The following is a 21,986-nucleotide window of genomic DNA, read 5'->3' on the forward strand; positions in this document are numbered from 1 at the left end:
ATAACCGATGAAGTTTGCAGCAATAGATTTTGAAACAGCAAATGAAAAAAGAAACAGCGCCTGTTCCATAGGAGTTGTCCGTTTTGATGAGAATGAAATCTTCGATGAATATTATTCGCTGATAAATCCGTTAAGTGATTTTCGCAGTATGAATATTCGTATTCATGGAATTAAGAAAGATGATGTGGAGGATTCTCCAAGCTTTAAAGAACTATGGCCGACCTTGCATGAAAAGCTGGATGGACATATTATTGTCGCACATAATGCCAGCTTTGATATGAGCGTATTGCGTCAATCTTTATTAAAATATGATTTGGCACATCCGGCTTACGCTTCATTATGTACTGTGAAAATTTCGCAGCGTGTGTGGCCACATCTGGAAAATCACCGTTTGCATACCGTCGCTGCATATCATGATATTCCATTGATTCACCACCATGCATTGGAAGATGCGAAGGCTTCTGCATCCATTTTGATGAAGGCATTGGAAGCCCAGCAGGATGGAGATGCCGAACACTTTTTGGAAAGATGGCTCTCGTCAAAAGCAAATGCACGCCGCGGTTATCCGAAGACAGGCGCTAAAAGAAAGTCAGGCCGTGAATCAACAAAGCTGTTTTTATCCTGATAAGGGGCTCCAGGGCAATCTATATAAGAAAATATCACGTCAATATTATTTCCGGTTAATTTATCTGGAAATGAGAGAATGGGAATAGTGCTTCTTAATTTTTTAACAAGAAAAAATTAGGCTATCCTTATCATTGCGTATTTCAGAAAAAAGGCGTATTATATTAACTACAAGCTACATTGTTCGTATCAATAAAAGTTTTAACCTCTAATGTTGGAATAGGGAGTTTTACATCGAAATTGAAATGTCGAGCCGTCATAAAGGAATGGAAGACAGGAAGGTTTCTGCGGACACCCACTTTGCGAAGTGGTGGTTTAAAACTTTTTATTGCATGGTACGGCAAATGTGGCCTGTATACATAATTTAATCTCAATCCCGATAGCGTTAACCGCTATCGGGATTTTAATGTTTGAAGCATGTTAATGAGTATTCTTTTTCTAAGTTGGGAAGAATACTGCATAATGAATTTTAGCTGAAGAACAGAAGGGAAGTAATGGAAATGGCAAACCGATTTGATGAAAAAATAGTGATTGTAACTGGAGCTGCAAGCGGTATTGGAGAGGCGACTGCTGTAAAATTTGCTGAACAGGGGGCCAGGGTAGTTCTCTCTGATATGTCAGAGAATGGGGAAAATCTGTCAGAAAAACTAAATCAAAAAGGATTTGAAACTACCTTTATCAGAACTGATGTGACAAACGAAGAGGACGTCAAAAAATTAGTGCATGAAACAGTCTCTAAATATGGGCGGTTAGATGTAGTATTTGCAAATGCCGGAATCGGAAATAGTACAATTCTGCATGAATTATCCCTGGAAGCCTGGCAAAAAGTGATTGATGTGAATTTAACAGGTGTATTTTTAACGAACAAATATGCAATTGAACAAATGCTAAAACAGAAAAGTGGCGGAGCAATTGTAAATAATGACTCCATTCACGGTTTTGTCGGCAAAGCAGGTGTAAGTGCCTATGCAGCTGCAAAGGGCGGTGTAAAGCTGTTAACGCAAACAGCGACAGCGGAATATGCAGCTAAAGGAATACGTGTTAATAATGTAAACCCGGGCTATATTGATACACCGTTACTAAAGAATGCTCCGGATGAAGCAAAACAGGAGCTGATAAATCTCCACCCGATTGGCCGGCTTGGAAAACCAGAGGAAGTGGCAAATGCTGTTTTATTCTTAGCAAGTGATGAGGCTTCCTTTATTACAGGCTCAAGCTTGCTGGTTGATGGCGGCTATACCAGTATATAATGCAGTGAAAAGTCTCCTGATACCGGGAGACTTTTATTTATAAGAAACTCAACTTTCGCACCTAAAAATAACTTGCTTATCATAGTGATAGGTGCTGATTGTTCCTTCATCTATCTCTTGACAAAACATAAACTCTATCTAGAAAGAAGGTAACGTATAAGGCACCGCTGCGGCGGACCGTTTTGCTTTCCTAGGGGCATGCTCTTCAGCTAACTTTTGCCAAGAAGAGCACTTGGCAAAAGTGGATCTTCAGATGATACTATTCCCTCAGGAGTCAAAACGGTCCGTCTTCGCTAGAAGGGGGTTCTATACTGTTTAATACAACGGAGCCAATAGAAATTAGATCAGTAAAGAACATATTTTTCGTGGTGCATATAAAAATGTCCCGTCACGATTACTTTCTGTTCATAAAAGCTATTCCCGATATTTACTATTCATGCTGTATCATCATTTAAATTGCCAAATCAACCATTTGAAACACTAAAATGGTCTTTTCATCAAACAAAAAGCGATTATTTCATCCAATCCCATCTGGATATGATTCCTTTCATTCGCTGTAGAAGCCTAACTGAGCGCAGACCAACCACGTAGACTCCTATGGGAACAGGGCGAGCTGAAGCCGTCCCCATGGAAAGCGTAGTGGTTGGTTGCAGGAGCTATGCACAATTTCCATTTTCATAGAAGGATGATTTAACAAAATACAAGCGGAATAATGATCATGGAATAGTTAAGGTATAGATGTTTATTCTCAGGTGCGAAAGTTGAGTTAATCATAATAAAAATGATTAAATTTTAATTTAATTTATATAGGTCTCTTTTTAGTTGCTGTTTCAGTTATAACTAAAACAAATTGAAACAGATAATAAAATACGATTTTTCCTTCTTCCTGATCCCTGCTATGCTTATTATATGAATACTGTTTCAGGGAGGAGAAGTAATATGACATTTCAATTAGAAAGAATAGACCATGTTCAGCTATCTGCACCAAAAGATTCTGAAGAGACAGCAATCAGGTTTTACAGAGATATCTTAGGCTTTAAGGAAGAAGAAAAACCGGAGACGTTAAAACCGAATGGGGGTGTCTGGTTCAGGAATGGTGAAATAGCCCTCCATATAGGAATTGAGGAGCCGTTTACTCCTTTGAAAAAAGCACACCCGGCATTTGAGGTATCAGGAATCAATGCATTGCAAACATATTTAGAAGGTGCAGGTATTTCGACAAAATGGGATAATAAACTTCCCAATGCTAAAAGATTCTATATAAATGATCCATTTGGTAACAGGATTGAATTTCTGGAATGGAAAAATAAAATAAAGAACTAAAAAATTTTATCGAAATTATTTGAAAGATTTTAATTTTTTCCTAATCCTTGTTTTTGTGAATGTACGTGCTATACTAAAAGCATTCTTTAATTTTTAATTCAACCCAAAACGAATATTTTTCATATAATCGCGGGGATAAGGCCTGCAAGTTTCTACCGGTTTACCGTAAATAGACCGACTATGGAAAAGTATAAAAAAGCTTGTGTTTTGTCACTAGACAATACTTGCTTTCTTGATCATTCGACAAGACGCTCGAAAATCTACTTTTCCCATTAGTAGATTTTTGGGCTTTTTTACATTTTAGGAGGAATCATTCATGGAATTACTGAAGGAAAAAATTATAGCAGAAGGAAAAGTCTTATCAGATGCGGTATTAAAAGTGGATGCTTTTTTAAACCATCAGATAGACCCTGTATTAATGCAAGAAATTGGGAAGGAATTCGCGAATCGATTCCGGGATAAAAAAATAACAAAAATTCTTACGTTAGAATCATCAGGAATTGCTCCTGCGACAATGGCAGGCCTGGAGCTGGGGGTTCCTGTGATTTTTGCAAGAAAACGGCAATCATTGACTTTAACAGATAATCTTCTGACCGCAGAGGTTTATTCCTTTACAAAGCAGACAACGAGCAAGGTTTCTGTTTCTCATGACTTTATTAAAGAAGGCGATAACCTGCTGGTTATTGATGATTTCTTAGCCAATGGACAGGCAGCTCTTGGATTATTGGATATTGCTGAGCAGGCAAAAGCAACTGTTGCCGGTATCGGAATTGTTATAGAAAAAGGATTTCAGGAAGGCGGACAAGCTCTTCGCGAAAAAGGAATTACTGTAGAGTCATTGGCTATTATCGAGTCATTGGAAAATAAGCAAGTGGCTTTTAAAGAGGAGGCTCATCAGTAATGAAAATGGCAGCATTGGGTTTACAGCACCTATTAGCGATGTATGCCGGAGCGATTTTAGTACCGCTTATTGTCGGAGCTGAGTTAGGGCTGACTACCGAGCAATTAACGTATCTGGTAGCTATTGATATTTTAATGTGCGGAATAGCCACGCTTCTTCAGGTTATGAACAGCAAGTATATTGGTATTGGATTGCCGGTTGTATTAGGATGTACCTTTACCGCTGTTGCACCAATGATTGCTATCGGAGGACAGTACGGTATCTCCGCTATCTATGGCGCAATTATTGTATCTGGATTATTTGTATTCTTAATAAGCGGATTCTTTGGTAAGCTTGTCCGCTTCTTCCCGCCGGTAGTGACGGGATCTGTTGTAACGATTATTGGAATTACTCTGATTCCTGTAGCAATTAATAATTTAGGCGGCGGAGAAGGAGCAGCGGATTTTGGTTCATTTGCTAATATCGCACTTGGATTTGGAACATTATTATTTATCATTTTAATGTATCGATTTACAACTGGATTTGTGAAATCTATCTCTATATTAATTGGTTTAGGTGCTGGAACGATTGCTGCCGGGTTTATGGGAAGAGTTGATTTTTCAGCCGTTGCAGAAGCTTCTTATTTCCATATGGTGCACCCTTTCTACTTTGGAACACCGACATTTGAATGGTCAGCGATTATTACAATGATTTTAGTAGCAATGGTATCTCTCGTAGAATCAACAGGTGTTTATTTTGCCTTGGGTGATATTACGAAGAAAAAATTAACAGAAAAAGATTTATCCAAAGGATATCGTGCAGAGGGCTTAGCAATTTTACTCGGAGGAATATTCAATGCATTTCAATATACTGCTTTTTCTCAAAACGTTGGTCTTATGCAGATGACCGGTGTAAAAAAACGCAGTGTTATTGTTATCACTGGTTCTATGCTGGTTGTATTAGGATTCATCCCTAAAATTGCTGCTGTTACAACAATTATTCCGACTTCGGTATTAGGCGGAGCGATGCTGGCAATGTTTGGGATGGTCGTAGCACAGGGGATTAAAATGCTTGGTGCAGTCATTTCAGAGTCGACGGAAAATTCGATGATTATTGCATGTTCAGTTGGCATGGGACTCGGTGTTACAGTTGTACCGGAATTGTTTGATATACTGCCATCTTCGTTACAAATTTTAACGAGTAACGGTATTGTAGCGGGAAGTGTTACAGCAATTGTTTTAAATATTATATTTAACAGGACTCCACGACGTAAAACGGAAACTGGAGAACTGGCAAAAGAAGTATAATAAAAAAGTACAAACGATAAGAAAAACTACTGATTTCTTCAATGAATCAGTAGTTTTTTAATTTACTGGCGTAATCCTTCCGATACACGTTTACCCAGCTCAGGGGAAGCAAGAGATAGATATTCAATCACCTTCGTTTGTAAGTCTCTGCGTACTCCTGTCAGTGCGGCGACAAGGTTCGAGACAAGATGAGATTTTCCTGTTGGCGATAACGATTGATAGAACTCTCCAGCTTGAGAAAAATCATCCTGTTTTGCTTTTGGTATATCTGAACGCACGAGTCTCCCTTCTACAAATTCTCCTTCTCCACTTGTCTGCAAATCATCTGGCTGCCAATGCTTCTGATCATTTATTGGCACTTTACGGAATTGCGGTCCAATCCGATAACGTTGGGAATCCCAATATATATTCGACCGCCCTTGTAATATCTTATCAAATGACAACTCCGCTCCATCTAATAAATTTGAAGGTGAAAAGGCAATCTTTTCTACTTGTTCCATGTAATTGTCAGGATTGCGGTTGAGTACCATCTTGCCGACAGGGTGGAAAGGTAATAATTCCTCATCCCACACTTTTGTATCATCAAGCGGATCAAATGGCAGTTTTTCTGCATCCTCGGGGTCTAAAATTTGAACGTACAAACCGTATTCTACGGATTCTCCTCCGGCAATTGTCTGGAAGAGATCTTCAGCGGCATAGTCCGGATTCATCGCTGCAAGCTTCTCTGCCTCTTCATTTGTAATATATTCCACACCATCAAATGGAACCCAGAGGTATTTAATGTAGTGGCGCTTTCCCTGTGCATTTCGCCATACGTACGTACTGACACTGTGGCCAGGAATCCGCCGCAGACTTTTGATTGTACCATGATCAGAATAAAGCTGGACGAAAAAATTAATGGACTCTGGAGTGGTGGCGACAAATTCCCAAACCCGGTTCGGATCCATTAAATTGTTCTTTGGTGAGGGCGACATTACTTCCACGCTTTCTGCAAAACGTCTAGGATCGCGTAACGAAAAGATAGGGATATGGTTGCAAATAAGGTCAAAGATTCCATCGTCTGTATAGAATTTCGTTGAAAATCCACGAACGTTTCGTAACGTGTCTGGGGTGCCTTTATTGCTCGCTCCGAGCGAAAAACGGACTGCGACAGGAACGGTTGTACCAGCCTGCTGCAGAAAGGGAAGCTTGGTATATTCGCTCATACTATTCAATGTTTCGAAATAACCGAAAGCCCCTGTCCCTTTCACATGTAAAGGCCGCTCCACAATCTTCGAGTGAACAAGTGTTTCCAGCGATTCATGCAAAATACTATCTTGCTCAAGTACCGGGCCTTCCTTACCAACCGTCTGTGAATATAATAATTCAGGATTATCCGGCTGCTTAGGTTGACGAACAGGCTGCTTGTTTCCTGTTGATACTGCTGTTTTTCGCACAGGTATGCGTCTTTTTTGTTGAGGATTTTGATTATTATCGGTCATTATTTCCTCCTTGTAAAAAATGATCTACTTTATATTGTTATGAATGGGACTTGTATCAATATGCATTATTAACGGGAAATAATCGGATTGATTAGAAAAGTAAATGGTGAGAAATAGATACGGAAGGTTGAAAAGGAGCACCTAATAAACTGCAGCTTTAAAATTTTTAAGGAGGATAAGCAGGTAGTTCATTTGATTGCTAGCATTTGAGAGCAACCTGAGCTAAAATCAAAGTATATCTTTTTTATGTAAACTAATGAAGGAGGAAGTGCAGGAATGACTGATTTGTCAAATGGTACACTATTTATCTATGGACTTATAATATTAACAGCATTGCTGATTGGTATCATTCAATGGGTGAGAAGGCGTTATGAAGTGTTAGCGGTTTTAGCTATTATTTTATCTCTTTTATTGCCGCTTGTGAGCTTTTTATATAGTATTAATCGACCAGAAGGTATGAATGAAATAGCTTATATATGGCAGCAGGCCAGAGGAAGAAGCGGTATTGGTGTTTTTCTTTTATTAGGATATCTGTATATCCTTTTTTGGATATTCTTTGGTCCTGAATTAAAAAAACTATATACATTTATTTCCGATAAAATAAAAAGGATAATTCGCTGGTGGAAAAATCGCGAGCAGAGACAAAATAAGAATAAGATGAAAGAGGAGATATAATGTCAATAGAAAAAGAGAAAATGAAAGCAGGAGAATTATATGATCCGGCAGACAGCGAACTTGTAAAAGATCGGCTTCATGTCCGGAAAATGATGCGTTATTATAATGCGCTCACAGAGGATGACACTGTCAGACGCACAAGCTGTCTGAAAGAAATATTTGGATCAACAGGAGAATCCCTTTTTATTGAGCCTGATTTTCACTGTGATTATGGCTATAATATTCATGTTGGAGAGAATTTTTACGCAAATTTTAATTGTGTCATGTTAGATATCTGTCCGATTCGTATTGGTGATAATTGTATGCTTGCACCAGGGGTACATATTTATACAGCCACTCATCCAATTCACCCTGAGGAACGCAATTCTGGAATAGAATTTGGAAAAGCAGTGACTATAGGCAATAATGTGTGGGTCGGCGGCGGAGCAATAATTAATCCCGGTGTAACAATTGGAGATAACACAATAATTGCCTCTGGTTCAGTCGTGACAAAGGATGTACCTGCAAATGTTATTTATGGTGGAAACCCGGCTAAGTTTATTAAAAGTGTAGAGCTGTAGAAGCAGTTCTGCAAAATTCCAGGTTTATTCTTTTGTAGTCAAAGATTAGTGAGGAGGGTCATTATGGCTAAGCTTCAATCGTTTGCGCCTGTTATCGGCAATAAGCCGAGAGTTCTTATTGTCGGTTCCATGCCAAGCATAAAATCGCTGGAGGAGCAGGAGTACTACGGAAATCCCAGAAACCATTTCTGGCCAATAATGTATCGTATTTTAGAGGATAAGCCAGCTGAAACTTATGCTGAAAAAATACACTTGATTAAGAAAAATCACATAGCATTATGGGATACAATTGGGTATTGTTACCGGCAGGGAAGCCTGGATATACATATTGAAGAAGAAGAGCCTAATGATATTGCGGGTCTTTTAGAAGAATATCCAACCATACAGCTTATTGCCTGCAATGGAACGAAGGCCTATCAAATGTATAAGAAGTTTATCTCTCCACTATTGCAGCAGGAAATCGATGTTATCAAGCTCCCTTCCACAAGTCCTGTTCCAGGGAAGTATAATAAAACGTTCGAAGAAAAAATAGAATCCTGGAGTGTCATTACAAATTACTTAGATGTTATAAAGTCTTACGAAGAGGAGATATAATGAAACTATTCTGGCTGCAATTTGTGCTTTTTTCAATATTATGGATTGGTTTACTCCTATTCAGCAGTAAGTTCATCCCTTATCATTTCTTTTTATTTGCGCTGAGCCTGGCTTCGTTTTTCCTGCTGTCATTCCGTACAAAACGGCTGTATCTATTACTCGGAAATATTATTATTATATTATGTGCTGGATTCTTTTTCTCTGAAAATGTTTTATTTTCTACTGGTTTAGTATGGTTACTTTTGTTATTAGCCGCCAGACAGCTACATACAAATGCATACTATATCCTTTTATCGGGGGCCGTTATTACCTGTCTGTTATTTTCATTTATTCCATCCATCTCCTATGCACTGTTTCTGGGAAGTGTTTTTGTTTTTGCGTTAAGCTTTCTCCTGCATAAACAATGGAGCAAAGATCAATATTATAAAAATTTATATGATAAGTTAAGTGATTCCTATCGGCAATTGAAGCGGCTTCATCTTACAGCTGAAGAAAATGCTAAGATAGAAGAAAGAACACGTATTGCCAGAGATATGCATGATTCTGTCGGACATCATTTAACCGCATTAATCATGCAAATAGAGATGCTGTCTATTAAGTACCCAGATTTAGAATTAGGACAAATGAAGGGGTTAGCGAATAGAAGCTTACAGGAAACAAGAGACGCTGTAAAAGCATTAAAAGAGGAAGAAACGGAAGGAATAGCAACCGTAGTCTATCTAATTCGAAAATTAGAAAGTGAAAGTCATTTGAATGTACATTTCACAATGAAAAATGGTGTATTATCTGTGCCAATATCGAATGTCAAAAGTGTACTTCTTTACAGAGTTATTCAAGAGGGGATTACCAATGCCATGCGTCACGCAAACAGTCGTGAAGTCCATGTGACATTAAGCAAATCTGCAGATGGAGCAATTCAATTTGAAATAACGAATGCAATTTATGAGGTGAAGGCTTTTGAACCGGGATTTGGTCTGACAAATATGCGGAGCCGTATTGAAGAACAAGATGGTAAATTAGAGATCATTCAATTGCCGGATAAATTTGTTTTATCAGGCAGGATTCCCGGATAACATACAGTAATAGGAGATGATAATGGATGTTTCACGTTATGCTTGTAGAAGATCAGGAGATTGTACGGCAAGGATTGCGAATGATTCTCGAACAGGATAACGAAATCCGTGTGAGCTGTGAAGCAAGTAATGGATTAGAGGCTATAGAGAAGATGGCAGCTCATCGAGTTGACGTTATTTTTATGGATATCCGTATGCCGGATATGAATGGAATTGAAGCAACGAGAAAAATAAAAGATCAGTGGCCAGAAACAGCTATTTTAATCTTAACCACCTTTAACGATGATGAATATGCACTGGAAGCGCTTAACGAAGGAGCGAGCGGTTTCTTATTGAAAACCTCTGACGGAAAAAAGCTTATTGAAGCTGTTTACAGTGTGATGAAGGGCGGCGTAGTGCTGCATGACGAAGTAACAGCAAAAGTAATGCCGAGATTATTGAAGCAATCTAAAAAAGCAGCTGCCGCCCCGCATGTTGATCTTACGGAAAGAGAGCGGGCGATTACGAAACGGATTGGACAGGGAAAAACGAATAAAGAAATCGCTGCGGAACTGTATCTATCCATAGGAACTGTTAAAAATCATATTTCTGTTATTCTTCAAAAGACAGGTCAGAGAGATCGGACACAGCTTGCTATTTATGCAGTAACGCATGACATTTCCTGAAAGAGAATGTCAAGAAATTGTACGTTTTTCTACGGATGTCAGGTGTTGCATATTTTATAATGAAACAAGGAACATCAGTGTTGAGGGTACAGCGGGTTTCGCCTCATCCATCTGTATTAGCGAACAAGATGGCCGGGTGTTTTGCCAATGATTGTTTTGCGGCGGTTCGTCCCGGTCTTAAGCTCTGATGAGAATGAAGTTGACTTATATTGTCATCGGAAATTTGAAACACTTTGAGATTTTAATAACGAGTAGTTCAAGGTTGAAGTAATCTTAATTGAAGTTTGGTGAAGGATTTATGATTGAAATATTTTTAGATGAATTTCATTTTTCTACACTGTGGAACGGCGGAATCTTCTTATTTTGTGCATTTATTATTATTTGTTACTTTTTTATGATTCCTTCCAAGGGGAAAGTCAAGGCGATACATACAATCTCTTTCCTATTGGGTATGACTGTTCTATTTTTAGCTGCAGGAAGTCCGCTGAATATTATTGGCAGACTGACACTGCAGGCGCATATGTATCAAATTGTCGGCTTGCTGTTTGTGGCAGCACCGCTGCTGGTTATTGGCTGGAGACCGAAATCGTGGATCAGCCAAAAAATAAGCTGGATGCAGAGAATGCTTGATTATCTCAGAAAACCGGCAGCAGCTATTATAATACTGACTGTCTTTTTTTACAGCTATCATATGCCATTTATGTTTGACATTGCCCGTATGGAGTTATATTGGAATCATTTCTTTATGCTGGGTTTATTTATAGCAGCTTTAAATTTCTGGTCTGCATTTTTCTATTATTGGCTGGATAATCGTGTCAGATGGTATGCAATGGCGATACAAATTTCTGCTTTTCTGCCATATTGTTTTTATGGATTATTAGCAAGTACAGGTATTTATCAAACTTACAATGATCCTGCTGTATTTCTGGAATCATTAAAAGTCTGTATTCCAGTTGACCTGCAGATGCCCGATGAATTTTATATAGGCTTTTTACCGTTCGACCCGGTTTATGAGCAGCAAATGGGGATTTTAATTTTTCTATTCAGTATTGCACTGGTATCTGTTATTACTTTGGTTTGGTCACAGCGGCAATTTAAGAATGAAAAAGCATTATAAACTTTAAAACAGCAGAACTGATTTTTCAGCTCTGCTGTTTTTCTATTCTATTATCTCAAAAAAATGACTGGAGTCACTTTTTTTCAGAGTGATTAGTGACGAGAGGTAGTGTTTCTTTGTTTCAAAAGACTATAAAATATAAGTAGATTCTCGTGAGGAGGGAATATCGTGCTGGAATTAGTTGATATTTCAAAGCGTTTTAAAAAAATAGAAGCAGTAAAGTCATTAAATATGTTTATCGAACAAGGGGAGATTGTTGGGTTGCTCGGGCCGAATGGAGCTGGAAAGTCAACGGCGATCTCTATACTTTCTACGTTAATTGAACCAACACAGGGAGACGTGCGTTTTTTAAAAGAGTCTGTTATCCAAAAGCCTGCTCCGTTACGGAAAGCCATCGGGGTTGTTCCCCAGGAAATTGCGCTATACCCGCAGCTGTCAGCGGAGGAAAATCTGCTTTTCTTTGGAAGAATCTATCGATTGAAAGGATCAAAATTAAAACAGCGTGTCAATGAAATTTTAGAGCTGATTGGTTTAACAGAGAAAAGAAAAGCACTTGTGGGTTCTTTTTCAGGTGGAATGAAAAGACGCTTGAACATTGGAGTTGCGATGCTTCATAATCCCCAAATCCTGATTATGGATGAACCGACTGTGGGAATTGATCCGCAATCAAGAAGCTATATTTTAGAGACGGTAAAGCGTTTGAACAAGGAGCACCAAATGACGGTCGTCTATACAAGTCATTACATGGAAGAAGTCGATTATCTGTGTGATCGTATTTACATTATGGACCAGGGGAATTTAATTGCTTCTGGTACCAAAGAGGAAATTAAGCAGATTCTTTCCTCAGAAAATACAATTTCCATTCAGGCTGATCGTTGGAACAGTATGTTTATTGCACAGTTAAAGGGACATGAATCCATTACGAAGGTTCATGTTGAGGAAGATGAGATTACATTAATTACACCAAAGGAAGTCAATCTGTTTTCCGAAATTATTTCCATGACGGAAGAATACGGGATTGCTTTACGCTCACTGCATGTAAAGTCCCCGACATTAGAAGATGTGTTCCTGCACTTAACTGGAAGAGCATTACGCGATTAAAGGAGGGGTTTCTATGTTATTTCAATTAATTAAAAAACAATTGCTCCTGCTATGGCGTAATCCAGTCCAAATTTTTTTACTTTTGGGATTACCGATTATACTCATTCTTATTTTAAGTATTGCATTGGCTGGCTTTATGGAAAGTGGCAGTCCAAAACTTGAATTAAAAGTAGCCTGGCTGGAGCATGAGGATGAATCGAAACAGATAGAGCGATTTATTAATGAAATGGATGCGCTTGGTGTACCGGCAGAGACTTTTGGTAACAGTGAAGATATGCAAATGATTACGATGCTTAGAGAGGATATTTTTCAAGGGGAAGATTTGCAGGAAATGATCGAATTAAATGTTATTCATAAAGATGAAAAAGCAGATGTGCTTGCAGATGATTCCTATTCAGGTCTAATCGAGGTTCCGGAAAACTTCACCTATGATATGTTGCAGAGTATCTCTGAACAAGGCGGTGAAAGACCTGAAATAACGTTGCATGTCAATCAGGAGGATGGCATTTATTCATCTGTCTTATCGCAAATTTTAGAACAATTTGATGAGAATCTGACAACACAGACCTTCCTTCAGCAGAATGGTCTTGATGTAGACATGGAAGAAATGCAGGCGGCAGCAAGTGTCGGGGAGCAAACACAAATTGATCAAATGGAGCCGATTTCTTCGCGCGATTATTATACCATAGCAATGGCTGTCTTTACCGGATTATATGTTGCTTCCACAATTGGATTCTTTGCAACCAGAGAAAGACAGGATCAGGTATTTGATCGTATTATTGTCGGCGATATGTCAAGGTGGCTGTATTTCCTTAGTATTTTAATTTCGGGTACGATTATTGCCTTTATTCAATTATTATTTCTCTTTTGTTTTTCGTATTTTGTATTCCAGGTTAGTTTCAATGACATTCTGACATTTTTGATTACTACCATCTCTTATGCTATTGCTGTAGGGGGAATTACTGTTTTATTGACGGCTATCAGCTACCGTTTTAAATCAGATGCGATCATCGGATTTTTTTCAGGAGTAGTAACCTCTATCTTAGCATTTATCGGAGGAAGCTTTTTCCCAATTGGAGAATTATCGGAAACCATAGCGCGCTTAGGTAATTTGACGCCGAACGGATCTGGATTGAGTGCTTATATCCAAATACTCCGTGGGAGCGGCTTGGAGGATGTTGCCAATTATCTTATCTATATGATCAGCTTTGGTGTTGTAACGATTATTGTGGCTGCAATGAGCTTTCCAAAAAGGGGGTCAACACGATGAAAGGGATACTCTTAGCGCGGGTACGTGAATTTATTCGTAATCCATTTACTTTCCTCCTTTTTACAGGAATGTCTATTGTATTTGCCTGGGTGATTTCATCTATGAACGTTGGTGGCGGGGGAGGAGGTCTTCCGGTACCGGTATATGTAGAAGAAGGAGCTGACGGCTATCAGAGTTTTCTTGAACAACAGGAGGCTTTTCAATTTTATCCAGTAGATAAAGAAACGTTAGAAGAAGAGCTCAGGGAAGGCGAAGCAGATACGGGTGTCATTTTATCTAAAAATCGGTTTGATATTTTAGTAGGTGTAGAATCACCGAATGCTGGTCTGATTCAACAAACGGTTCAGGAGGTATATACAACAGATATTCAGGAAACGTTAATCGGAGATACAGCTGATGCAGCGGGGATGGAGGCAGATCAAGCTGTTTCAGCCTACAAAGAAACATTATCTGATGGAACATTCGATTTGGCTGTAAACAGCTTTTCAGGGGAAGAGTCGTGGAAATACGATGATAATGTTCATCGTATCGGCGGCTTTGCATTATTTTTCGCAATTTATACCATTGCATATGGAGTAGTGAAAATTTTGACAGAGAAGCGGATGGGTGTCTGGGACCGAATAATTTTATCGCCGGTAAAAAAATCAGAAATGTATATTGCTAATCTGCTATACAGCTTTATCGAGGGATATCTGCAAATTTTAATTATTTTCAGTGTCTTCTATTTCTGGCGAGGGATTACCTTCAATGATCAGATGATTGAAATCTTACTGATGTTAATTCCATATGCTTTAGCAATTGTTGCTATGTCAATTTTAATTACAGCGCTTGTTAAAAATGTGGAGCAATTTAATGCAGCAATCAGCATTATTACAGTAAGTTTAGCGATGATTGGCGGGGCATTTTGGCCGCTGGAAATTGTCAGTAATCCTGTTTTACTGTTTTTAGCCAAGCTGAATCCAATTAAATATGGATTGGATATTATCCAAGGAGCGGCAGTATATGGATACTCTTTTACGGAGCTTCTGCAGCCGATCAGTATATTGACATTGATGGCTGTTTTATTTACCGGAATCGGCATTCATTTAATGGAAAAACGTCATATTTAATTAAGTAAGTCGATAAAACGTAGAAGAATTTGTATTCATACAGGTTCTTCTACGTTTTTATGTATCTAAGGGTATGAAAAATCAGGAGAATTTAAGAGATGAATGACTTAAGAAATGCCTATCTATTCTATAAAAATGTCATAATATCTCCCATAACTTGGATTATATACATAAGTGAATTTCTTGTATAATGAAATAGAAAGATAGACAGATAGAAAAGAGGGTCATGGTGTGAAGAAAAAGAAAAAATGGATTTGGATTATTTCAGGGATAGTTGTCATATTCCTTATTATAAATTTTGCAGCTGCCGTTTTCTTTTATAATCTCGCCGTTGAGCGTAATGTAAAGGATTTTTTGAACGGAAATACTGATTTAGAGGTTGAGGCAGAGACTTTGGATATATTACTGGAGGGAGATTGGCGTGACTGGTCGGATGAACAGCCATTTGAAACATGGCATCAGACTTCCTTTGACGGACTTGACTTGCAGGGATACTACCTGGAGGCAAAACAGCCGACGAAGAAAGTAGTTATTTTCGCTCATGGCTACTTAGGGCGCGGAAAGGATATGTCTTTATTTGGTCAGCATTATTATGAGGACCTGGGATATAATGTTTTTACTGCAGACATGCGCGGGCATGGAGAAAGTGAAGGAGATTATATTGGTTTTGGCTGGCATGACCGTCTGGACTTAATCAACTGGATTGATCAGGTTATTGAAAGGGTTGGTGATGACGCGGAAATTGTACTTCACGGCGTTTCTATGGGGGGATCCACTGTTTTAATGGCGAGTGGAGAAGAGCTTCCTGCTAATGTGAAAGCAATTGTAGCAGATGCATCTTATACAGATGCCAATGATCTATTCGCTTATCATCTTGACCGGATGTTCCATCTGCCAGCGTTCCCGTTTATTCCGTCTACCAGTCTGGTAACACAGATTCGGGCCGGCTATGATTTGAAGGAAGCCTCTGCACTGGATCAGGTCGAAAAGGCAAAAGTCCCGATTTTATTTATTCATGGAAAAAAGGATGTCTTTGTGCCGACAGAAATGACAGAGGAGCTTTATGAAAACACAAAAACTGAGAAAGAACTTTTACTTGTGGATGGTGCAAGCCATGGAGAATCCTTTGTGAAGGACGAAACACTATATAAGAAAACTTTGGATGAATTTTTAGAGCGTTTTGTAAAGGAAGACTAGCAAAGACGCGGCAGATGGTTACCTATAAATCTGTCAAAGGTGAGCACGGAAGAACAGGATTTCATCGGGAAGTCTTGCTAAGATGTCATTAAGGGGTGAATCACTTGATGTGGGTGAAATCAATACAAACAGCTTTGAATTATATGGAAGAAAAAATGTTGGAGGAGCTATCCATTGAAGAAATTGCAAAGCAGGCGAATTTTTCCGTGTTTCATTTTCAAAGAACATTTAATATAATGACAGGAATCACAATTGCAGAGTATATTCGACGGCGTCGCCTGACCTTAGCAGCCAATGAGTTAAGAAAATCAGATGAAAGGATTATAGATATTGCCCACAAATATGGGTATGAAACCCCGGAAGCTTTCTCGAAAGCATTTCGTAAACAGCATGGAATTACACCAAGAGAGGCGCGGAAGTATTCAGGAAACTTCACATCATATAACCGCCTGGTTATTCAGGTGAATTTAAAAGGGGAGAATCCTATGAACTACAAGATTGTTGACCATGAGGCATTTAAGGTGATTGGAGTAAGAAAAGAATTTTCATTAATTAACGAGCAAAATCTGACTGGAATTTCTGAGATGTGGCAGCTGGCGCATACAGATGGTACAGATGAATTATTAAGCAGTCTGAATAATGGACCAGTACAAGGTGTTATAGGTGTATGTGATGATAAAAATGATAAATCCATTGACTATTGGATTGGAACAGCTTATCAGAATGAAACACCAGAAAGGTTTGAAGCCACGGAGATTCCGGCATCTAAGTGGGCGATATTTGAAGTTCATGGAGCAATGCCTAATGCTATTCAAAAAGTGTGGAAGCAAATATTTTCAGAATGGTTTCCGTCCAGTAATTATGAGCATGCAGGTACACCAGAATTAGAAGTGTATTCAGATGGTGATGCTTCTGAAGAGAACTATTATTCAGAAATTTGGATTCCGGTTAAATAGGCAGGCATTATATTAGAATGAAATAAAAAAAGACATTGATCAGCTGGTCGATGTCTTTTTTTTTTTTTATATACATTTTTTATACGTGTTAACTTGTTATTTAAAGAAAATTTATTAATATTTATAAATTCTCTTGCATAAACATACATAAAAATTTATAATGATTAATAATTAATTTTTCAGATAAGGGAGAGAAGGTTATTGAAAAAAGCAGCAATTATTGGAGGAACTGGTTACGGGGCAATTGAGCTTATAAGACTCCTCCAATCGCATAAAGAAATCCAGCTTACTAAAATTATCTCGCAATCACAAGCAGGGGAGGATTTATCATCTACTTATCCTCATTTATCGGTAATTATTACTAAAAAGATGGAATCACTAGATTTAGAGGAACTGAAAAAAGAGATTGATATTTTATTCTTAGCAACTCCAGCGGGTGTCGCTAAGAATATTATCCCTTCTTTCCAGGACACTTCCGTTCAATGTATTGATTTATCAGGGGATTTCCGGCTGACAGGGGAGGAATACAGTGAATGGTACGGAAAAGAGCCTGCCTCGGCGGAGGTCTTGGAAAAAGCGGTGTTTGGTCTTAGTGATATTTTTACAGAGGATATAAAAACAGCTTCTATTATTTCTAATCCAGGCTGTTTCCCAACTGCTGCTTTGTCAGCGTTAATCCCTCTTATCGATGGGGATAAGATTCAGACGAAAGGGATTCGCATTGATGCAAAAACAGGAATATCCGGAGCGGGAAAAGGGCTGAGTGAAAAAACACATTTCTCTACAACAAATGAAAATGTTATTCCATATAAAATTGGGCAGCATCAGCATATTCCGGAAATTGAACGTTATGCTTCAAAGTTTGCTGGAAAAGACTTAAAAGTATCTTTTACAACGCATTTAGTTCCAATGACAAGAGGCCTGATGTGTACGATATATGCGGATATAAAACAGCGGGAAACAACGGCTTCTATTTTAAATTATCTTGAGGAATATTATCAGGAAAAATCCTTTGTCCGGATTTTACCGGAGGGAATATTCCCGACAACGAAAGGGGTAGCGGGCAGCAACTTCTGTGATATTGGGGCATATGTGGATGAGAGGACAAATAGCCTTGTGGTTGTATCAGCGATTGATAATTTGGTAAAGGGAGCTGCCGGCCAGGCAATCCAAAATGCCAATATTATGAACGGATGGGAAGAGACTATGGGACTGGAATTTATACCGGTATTTCCGTAAATAGGAGGATATTCAAAAAGTTCAATAAAGATGACACGGCGATAAGAGGATCTTCTACTAAGAACGCCCGCGTCGTGTGGGCAACGTAGAAGCCACCGCAACACGTGAGAAGTGCGTTGACGAGCTTTTTCCGATGGGACTGGGACTGCGATTACTCGTCCCACCAAGAGCGTTACTCACGCATTTAAAAGCATAGAGGAACTTCTGTTAAGACAGTCCGCTTCCTGTGGATAACACAGAAGTCATCACATGCTGTGAAAGTCCGTTCGTAAAAAGCTCGTCGCCTTGAACTTATTGGTTCTATTTATCGGACTTTTTGAACACGCACTCGATAGGAGGAGAATAAATGGAACAGACTTTATTAAAGCCATTTAAGATTATAGAAAATGCACATATCGATCAGCCCAAGGGGTTTACAGCAGGAGGTGTTCATGCCGGATTGCGCAGATCAAAGCTTGATTTTGGGTGGATTAATTCGAAAGTTCCAGCAACTGCTGCAGGTGTTTATACACAGAATACTTTTCAAGCTGCTCCGCTTCAGATTACACAGGAAGCATTAAAGCAATCTGATCAGCTGCAGACAATTATTGTGAATTCAGCGAATGCCAATTCCTATACAGGTGAGCAGGGCTATCAGGATGCTGTTCAAATGCAGCAGCTGGCTGCAAAAAAAACAGGTGTTGATCCCTCTCTGGTAGCTGTAGCTTCAACAGGTGTTATTGGTGAGATGCTGCCGATGAATTTGATAAAAGAAGCAATAGCACGAATTGATGAAAATAAAGATGCAGATGCTTTTGAGCATGCTATTTTAACAACGGATACGAAAACCAAGCATATAGCGGTAGAGGTTGAAATAGATGGAAAGCCGATAACGATTGCAGGTGCTGCCAAAGGCTCCGGCATGATTCACCCGAATATGGCGACAATGCTTTCCTTTATTACGACTGACGCCAAGGTGGAAGCAGAGAGCCTCCAGCACGGATTAAAGCAATCTACTAATCAGACGTTTAATCGTATTACCGTGGATGGTGACTGCAGTACAAACGATATGGTGCTGATATTAGCTAATGGAATGCAGAATAACGAAACACTTCATCAGAAGCATCCAGAATGGAACAGATTTATGGAGGCATGGCAATTTGTCAGCCGGGAGCTTGCCAAAATGATTGCCAAGGATGGAGAAGGGGCAACGAAGCTTGTGGAGGTCACAGTTGAAGGCACTGAGACAGAGGAGCAGGCTGCGCAGATGGCTAAGGCTGTGATTGCATCAAGTCTTGTTAAAACAGCAATTTACGGAGAGGACGCCAATTGGGGAAGAATTGTCAGTGCGCTTGGGGCAAGCGGTGTGCCTTTTAATAAGAACAGTCTATCCATTGCCATCGGCTCTGAACGTATTATTGAGGATGGTCAATTATTGTCCTTCCATGAACCAAACTGTGTGGAAGAGCTGGTTAAGGATACGGTTCAGCTTTTTATTGGCTTAAAGGATGGTTCGGAAAAAGCTACAGCGTGGGGCTGTGATTTAACCTATGATTACGTAAAAATCAATGCATCCTATCGGACATGAGGTGTTTTAATGACAAAAGCAGTATTTAAAATAGGCGGAAGTATATTACAGGAGCTGCCGAAATCCTTTTATCAGCTGCTGATTGATTTGAAGGAAAAAGGGATTTGTGATCCTGTGATTGTTCACGGCGGCGGGCCGGAAATCAATCAGGCGCTAAAACAAATGAATATTGAAAGTACTTTTGTTGACGGGCTTCGTGTTACTACAGAAGAAGTATTGGAAGTAGCACAGATGGTTATGAGCGGAACAATCAATAAACGGATTGTCGGTTTATTTCAGGGACAGAATGGAAAAGCAATCGGATTAAGCGGCGTAGACGGCAGGCTGCTGCAGGCTAAACCTATTCATAATGGAAAGCTGGGATTAGTGGGAGAAATCACAAAAGTGGAAACAGCCTGGATTGACATGATACTGAAAGAGGGGGGCATCCCCGTTATTTCTCCGATTGCAGCAGGTGAAGGGGAAAGCCGTTTAAATATTAATGGTGACACAGCAGCCGGAGCTGTAGCAGAGGCATTAGGCTGCAAGCTTGTTCTAATCAGCAATATCCCCGGAGTAATGGAAACAATCAACCAGAAAGAAATTATTTATCATCATTTAACAAAGAATGATGTGGAAGCAATGATAGCTTCGGGAGTAATTTATGGCGGCATGATACCCAAAGTGCGCTCTGCACTGGCAAGTTTAAAGGGGGGCGTAGAAGAATCTGTGATTTTAAACGGCCTGGAGCCTGATAATATTTTAAAATATTTAGATGGTGAAAAGGTAGGAACTATTTTAAGAGAAAAGGAGATTGCAGAACATGTCTAGTACAATGACAACATCAGCATTAATGAAAAACTATCAGCGCCTGCCAATTACTATTTTAAAAGGTAAGGGAAGCTATGTATGGGATGATCAGGGTGTGAAATATCTTGATTATACATCAGGGATTGCTACATGCAGTCTGGGACATGTACCAGATTATGTGCAGGAAAAAATATCAGAGCAATTAGAGAATTTATGGCATGTTTCTAATTTATACCGGATTCCTCAGCAGGAAGCATTGGCTGAGAAATTAGCTTCTTTAAGCTGCTTCGACCAGGCATTCTTTTGTAACAGTGGCGCAGAAGCGAATGAAGCGGCTATCAAATTAGCTAAAAAGTATGCAAAAGACCATCAGAAGCCGGAAAGAACAGAAATCGTTACCTTTTTAAATTCCTTTCATGGAAGAACTGGTTCGACAATGGCGGCAACTGCACAGACGAAAATTCATAACGGCTTTACGCCATTAACGCCCGGGTTTACTTATTTACCGTTTAATCAGCAGGAGGCAATTGAGCAAATAGATGCCGATAAAACAGCAGGTGTTTTATTGGAGCTTGTGCAGGGAGAAGGCGGGGTTCATCCGGCAGATGTGCAGTGGGTAAAAACTCTATATGCGTATTGCAAGGAAGCGGATATTTTGTTTATGGTTGATGAAATCCAGACAGGAATCGGCAGAACGGGATCTCTTTTTGCATACGAGCAATATGAAATAGAACCGGATGCGATTACTTTGGCTAAAGGCTTAGGCTCTGGTTTTCCTATTGGAGCATTATTAGCAAAAAACAAAGCGGCAGAGAGTTTTTCTCCCGGAACGCATGGCAGTACCTTTGGCGGAAATCCTTTGGCAGCAACAGCAGGGCTGGCTACATTGGAGCAAATTACAGATACTAATTTTTTAGAAGGGTTACAGGAGAAAAGCCTGCTGTTAACAGAAGCGTTAACGAAGCTGGCAGAAACTAATTCACTCATTAAAGCGGTTAGAGGAAAAGGATTTTTAATCGGATTGGAAGTTGAAAATAAAGCTGGTGTCTGGGTCGAAAAATTAAGAGAAAAACAAATTCTTGTTTTAACAGCAGGGGAGAATGTTGTGCGTATTTTACCTCCATTAACAACAGAGAAAGAAGAGTTATTCACTTTTATCGGAGTGATAACGGCTATTGCAGCAGATTTAGAGGAGAAGGGAGAATAATA

General features: G+C 39.3%; 21 protein-coding genes, 1 other RNA gene and 1 riboswitch. Of the genes, 21 read left to right on the top strand and 1 reads right to left on the bottom strand.

The annotated features are described in order from the left end of the window. The first annotated feature begins 7 nt into the window (after positions 1-7). From MKY30_RS16370 to MKY30_RS16395, 6 genes are all read left to right on the top strand, one after another. Entirely contained in the window at positions 8-625 is a 618-nt protein-coding gene (locus MKY30_RS16370; RefSeq protein ID WP_147208274.1) for a 3'-5' exonuclease, read from the top strand. Between the two features lie 168 nt (positions 626-793). Then, positions 794-981, top strand: a non-coding RNA gene (gene ssrS / locus MKY30_RS16375) — 6S RNA. Between the two features lie 143 nt (positions 982-1,124). After that, on the top strand, positions 1,125-1,874 hold the full coding sequence (locus MKY30_RS16380; RefSeq protein WP_147208272.1) for an SDR family NAD(P)-dependent oxidoreductase: 750 nt from the start codon (positions 1,125-1,127) through the stop codon (positions 1,872-1,874). Positions 1,875-2,813: 939 nt separating this feature from the next. Continuing rightward, positions 2,814-3,197: a VOC family protein gene (locus tag MKY30_RS16385; protein ID WP_341084828.1), complete on the top strand. Its 384-nt coding sequence runs from the start codon at positions 2,814-2,816 to the stop codon at positions 3,195-3,197. 99 nt (positions 3,198-3,296) lie between these two features. Further along, a riboswitch (purine riboswitch) is annotated at positions 3,297-3,398 on the top strand. A 115-nt stretch (positions 3,399-3,513) separates the two neighbouring features. After that, positions 3,514-4,098, top strand: coding sequence for a xanthine phosphoribosyltransferase (locus tag MKY30_RS16390; RefSeq protein ID WP_147208268.1), 585 nt, complete (start codon positions 3,514-3,516; stop codon positions 4,096-4,098). Beyond that, positions 4,098-5,384: a nucleobase:cation symporter-2 family protein gene (locus MKY30_RS16395; RefSeq protein ID WP_341084829.1), complete on the top strand. Its 1,287-nt coding sequence runs from the start codon at positions 4,098-4,100 to the stop codon at positions 5,382-5,384. Before MKY30_RS16390 ends, MKY30_RS16395 begins: the two co-directional genes overlap by 1 nt. Positions 5,385-5,446: 62 nt before the next feature. Here MKY30_RS16395 and MKY30_RS16400 read toward each other — a convergent pair whose 3' ends face one another. Then, a complete protein-coding gene (locus tag MKY30_RS16400) occupies positions 5,447-6,865 on the bottom strand; it encodes a catalase (protein ID WP_147208264.1) in 1,419 nt (472 codons plus the stop codon). A gap of 276 nt (positions 6,866-7,141) precedes the next feature. On the opposite strand from MKY30_RS16400, the gene MKY30_RS16405 reads away from it, so the two are divergent. The 15 genes from MKY30_RS16405 to MKY30_RS16475 all read left to right on the top strand — a co-directional run bounded on the left by MKY30_RS16405 (position 7,142) and on the right by MKY30_RS16475 (position 21,984). Continuing rightward, positions 7,142-7,540, top strand: coding sequence for a hypothetical protein (locus MKY30_RS16405; protein ID WP_147208263.1), 399 nt, complete (start codon positions 7,142-7,144; stop codon positions 7,538-7,540). After that, positions 7,540-8,100: a maltose acetyltransferase domain-containing protein gene (locus MKY30_RS16410; RefSeq protein WP_147208261.1), complete on the top strand. Its 561-nt coding sequence runs from the start codon at positions 7,540-7,542 to the stop codon at positions 8,098-8,100. Before MKY30_RS16405 ends, MKY30_RS16410 begins: the two co-directional genes overlap by 1 nt. Before the next feature lie 63 nt (positions 8,101-8,163). Then, the gene (locus MKY30_RS16415; RefSeq protein WP_186813521.1) at positions 8,164-8,694 is read left to right on the top strand and encodes a DNA-deoxyinosine glycosylase; all 531 of its coding nucleotides are present in this window, start codon (positions 8,164-8,166) and stop codon (positions 8,692-8,694) included. Beyond that, positions 8,694-9,767, top strand: coding sequence for a sensor histidine kinase (locus MKY30_RS16420; RefSeq protein WP_147208259.1), 1,074 nt, complete (start codon positions 8,694-8,696; stop codon positions 9,765-9,767). The genes MKY30_RS16415 and MKY30_RS16420 overlap by 1 nt, the downstream gene beginning before the upstream one ends. A 26-nt stretch (positions 9,768-9,793) precedes the next feature. After that, on the top strand, positions 9,794-10,432 hold the full coding sequence (locus tag MKY30_RS16425) for a response regulator transcription factor (protein ID WP_147208257.1): 639 nt from the start codon (positions 9,794-9,796) through the stop codon (positions 10,430-10,432). Positions 10,433-10,730: 298 nt separating this feature from the next. Next, a complete protein-coding gene (locus tag MKY30_RS16430; RefSeq protein ID WP_147208255.1) occupies positions 10,731-11,549 on the top strand; it encodes a cytochrome c oxidase assembly protein in 819 nt (272 codons plus the stop codon). Between the two features lie 168 nt (positions 11,550-11,717). Beyond that, positions 11,718-12,650: an ABC transporter ATP-binding protein gene (locus tag MKY30_RS16435; RefSeq protein WP_341084831.1), complete on the top strand. Its 933-nt coding sequence runs from the start codon at positions 11,718-11,720 to the stop codon at positions 12,648-12,650. A 13-nt stretch (positions 12,651-12,663) separates the two neighbouring features. After that, positions 12,664-13,920 carry an ABC transporter permease gene (locus MKY30_RS16440; RefSeq protein WP_147208251.1) on the top strand — a complete coding sequence of 419 codons (1,257 nt, stop codon included), beginning with the start codon at positions 12,664-12,666 and terminating at the stop codon, positions 13,918-13,920. Next, entirely contained in the window at positions 13,917-15,029 is a 1,113-nt protein-coding gene (locus MKY30_RS16445; RefSeq protein ID WP_147208249.1) for an ABC transporter permease, read from the top strand. The genes MKY30_RS16440 and MKY30_RS16445 overlap by 4 nt, the downstream gene beginning before the upstream one ends. 231 nt (positions 15,030-15,260) lie before the next feature. Continuing rightward, a complete protein-coding gene (locus MKY30_RS16450) occupies positions 15,261-16,226 on the top strand; it encodes an alpha/beta hydrolase (RefSeq protein WP_341084833.1) in 966 nt (321 codons plus the stop codon). A gap of 104 nt (positions 16,227-16,330) precedes the next feature. Then, positions 16,331-17,182 (top strand): AraC family transcriptional regulator, encoded by an 852-nt coding sequence (locus MKY30_RS16455; RefSeq protein ID WP_147208245.1) that lies wholly within the window; start codon positions 16,331-16,333, stop codon positions 17,180-17,182. A 201-nt stretch (positions 17,183-17,383) separates the two neighbouring features. Then, positions 17,384-18,421 (top strand): N-acetyl-gamma-glutamyl-phosphate reductase, encoded by a 1,038-nt coding sequence (gene argC, locus MKY30_RS16460; protein WP_156985468.1) that lies wholly within the window; start codon positions 17,384-17,386, stop codon positions 18,419-18,421. A 346-nt stretch (positions 18,422-18,767) separates the two neighbouring features. Continuing rightward, complete coding sequence (argJ, locus tag MKY30_RS16465; protein WP_147208241.1) at positions 18,768-19,988, top strand: bifunctional ornithine acetyltransferase/N-acetylglutamate synthase; 1,221 nt, start codon at positions 18,768-18,770, stop codon at positions 19,986-19,988. A gap of 9 nt (positions 19,989-19,997) precedes the next feature. Beyond that, positions 19,998-20,798: an acetylglutamate kinase gene (gene argB / locus MKY30_RS16470; protein ID WP_147208239.1), complete on the top strand. Its 801-nt coding sequence runs from the start codon at positions 19,998-20,000 to the stop codon at positions 20,796-20,798. After that, complete coding sequence (locus MKY30_RS16475) at positions 20,791-21,984, top strand: aspartate aminotransferase family protein (RefSeq protein ID WP_341084837.1); 1,194 nt, start codon at positions 20,791-20,793, stop codon at positions 21,982-21,984. The genes argB and MKY30_RS16475 overlap by 8 nt, the downstream gene beginning before the upstream one ends. The last annotated feature ends 2 nt before the right edge of the window (positions 21,985-21,986 follow it).

The sequence above is a fragment of the Oceanobacillus sp. FSL W8-0428 genome, assembly GCF_038004405.1.
GTDB classification, from domain to species: Bacteria; Bacillota; Bacilli; order Bacillales; family Amphibacillaceae; genus Oceanobacillus; species Oceanobacillus sojae.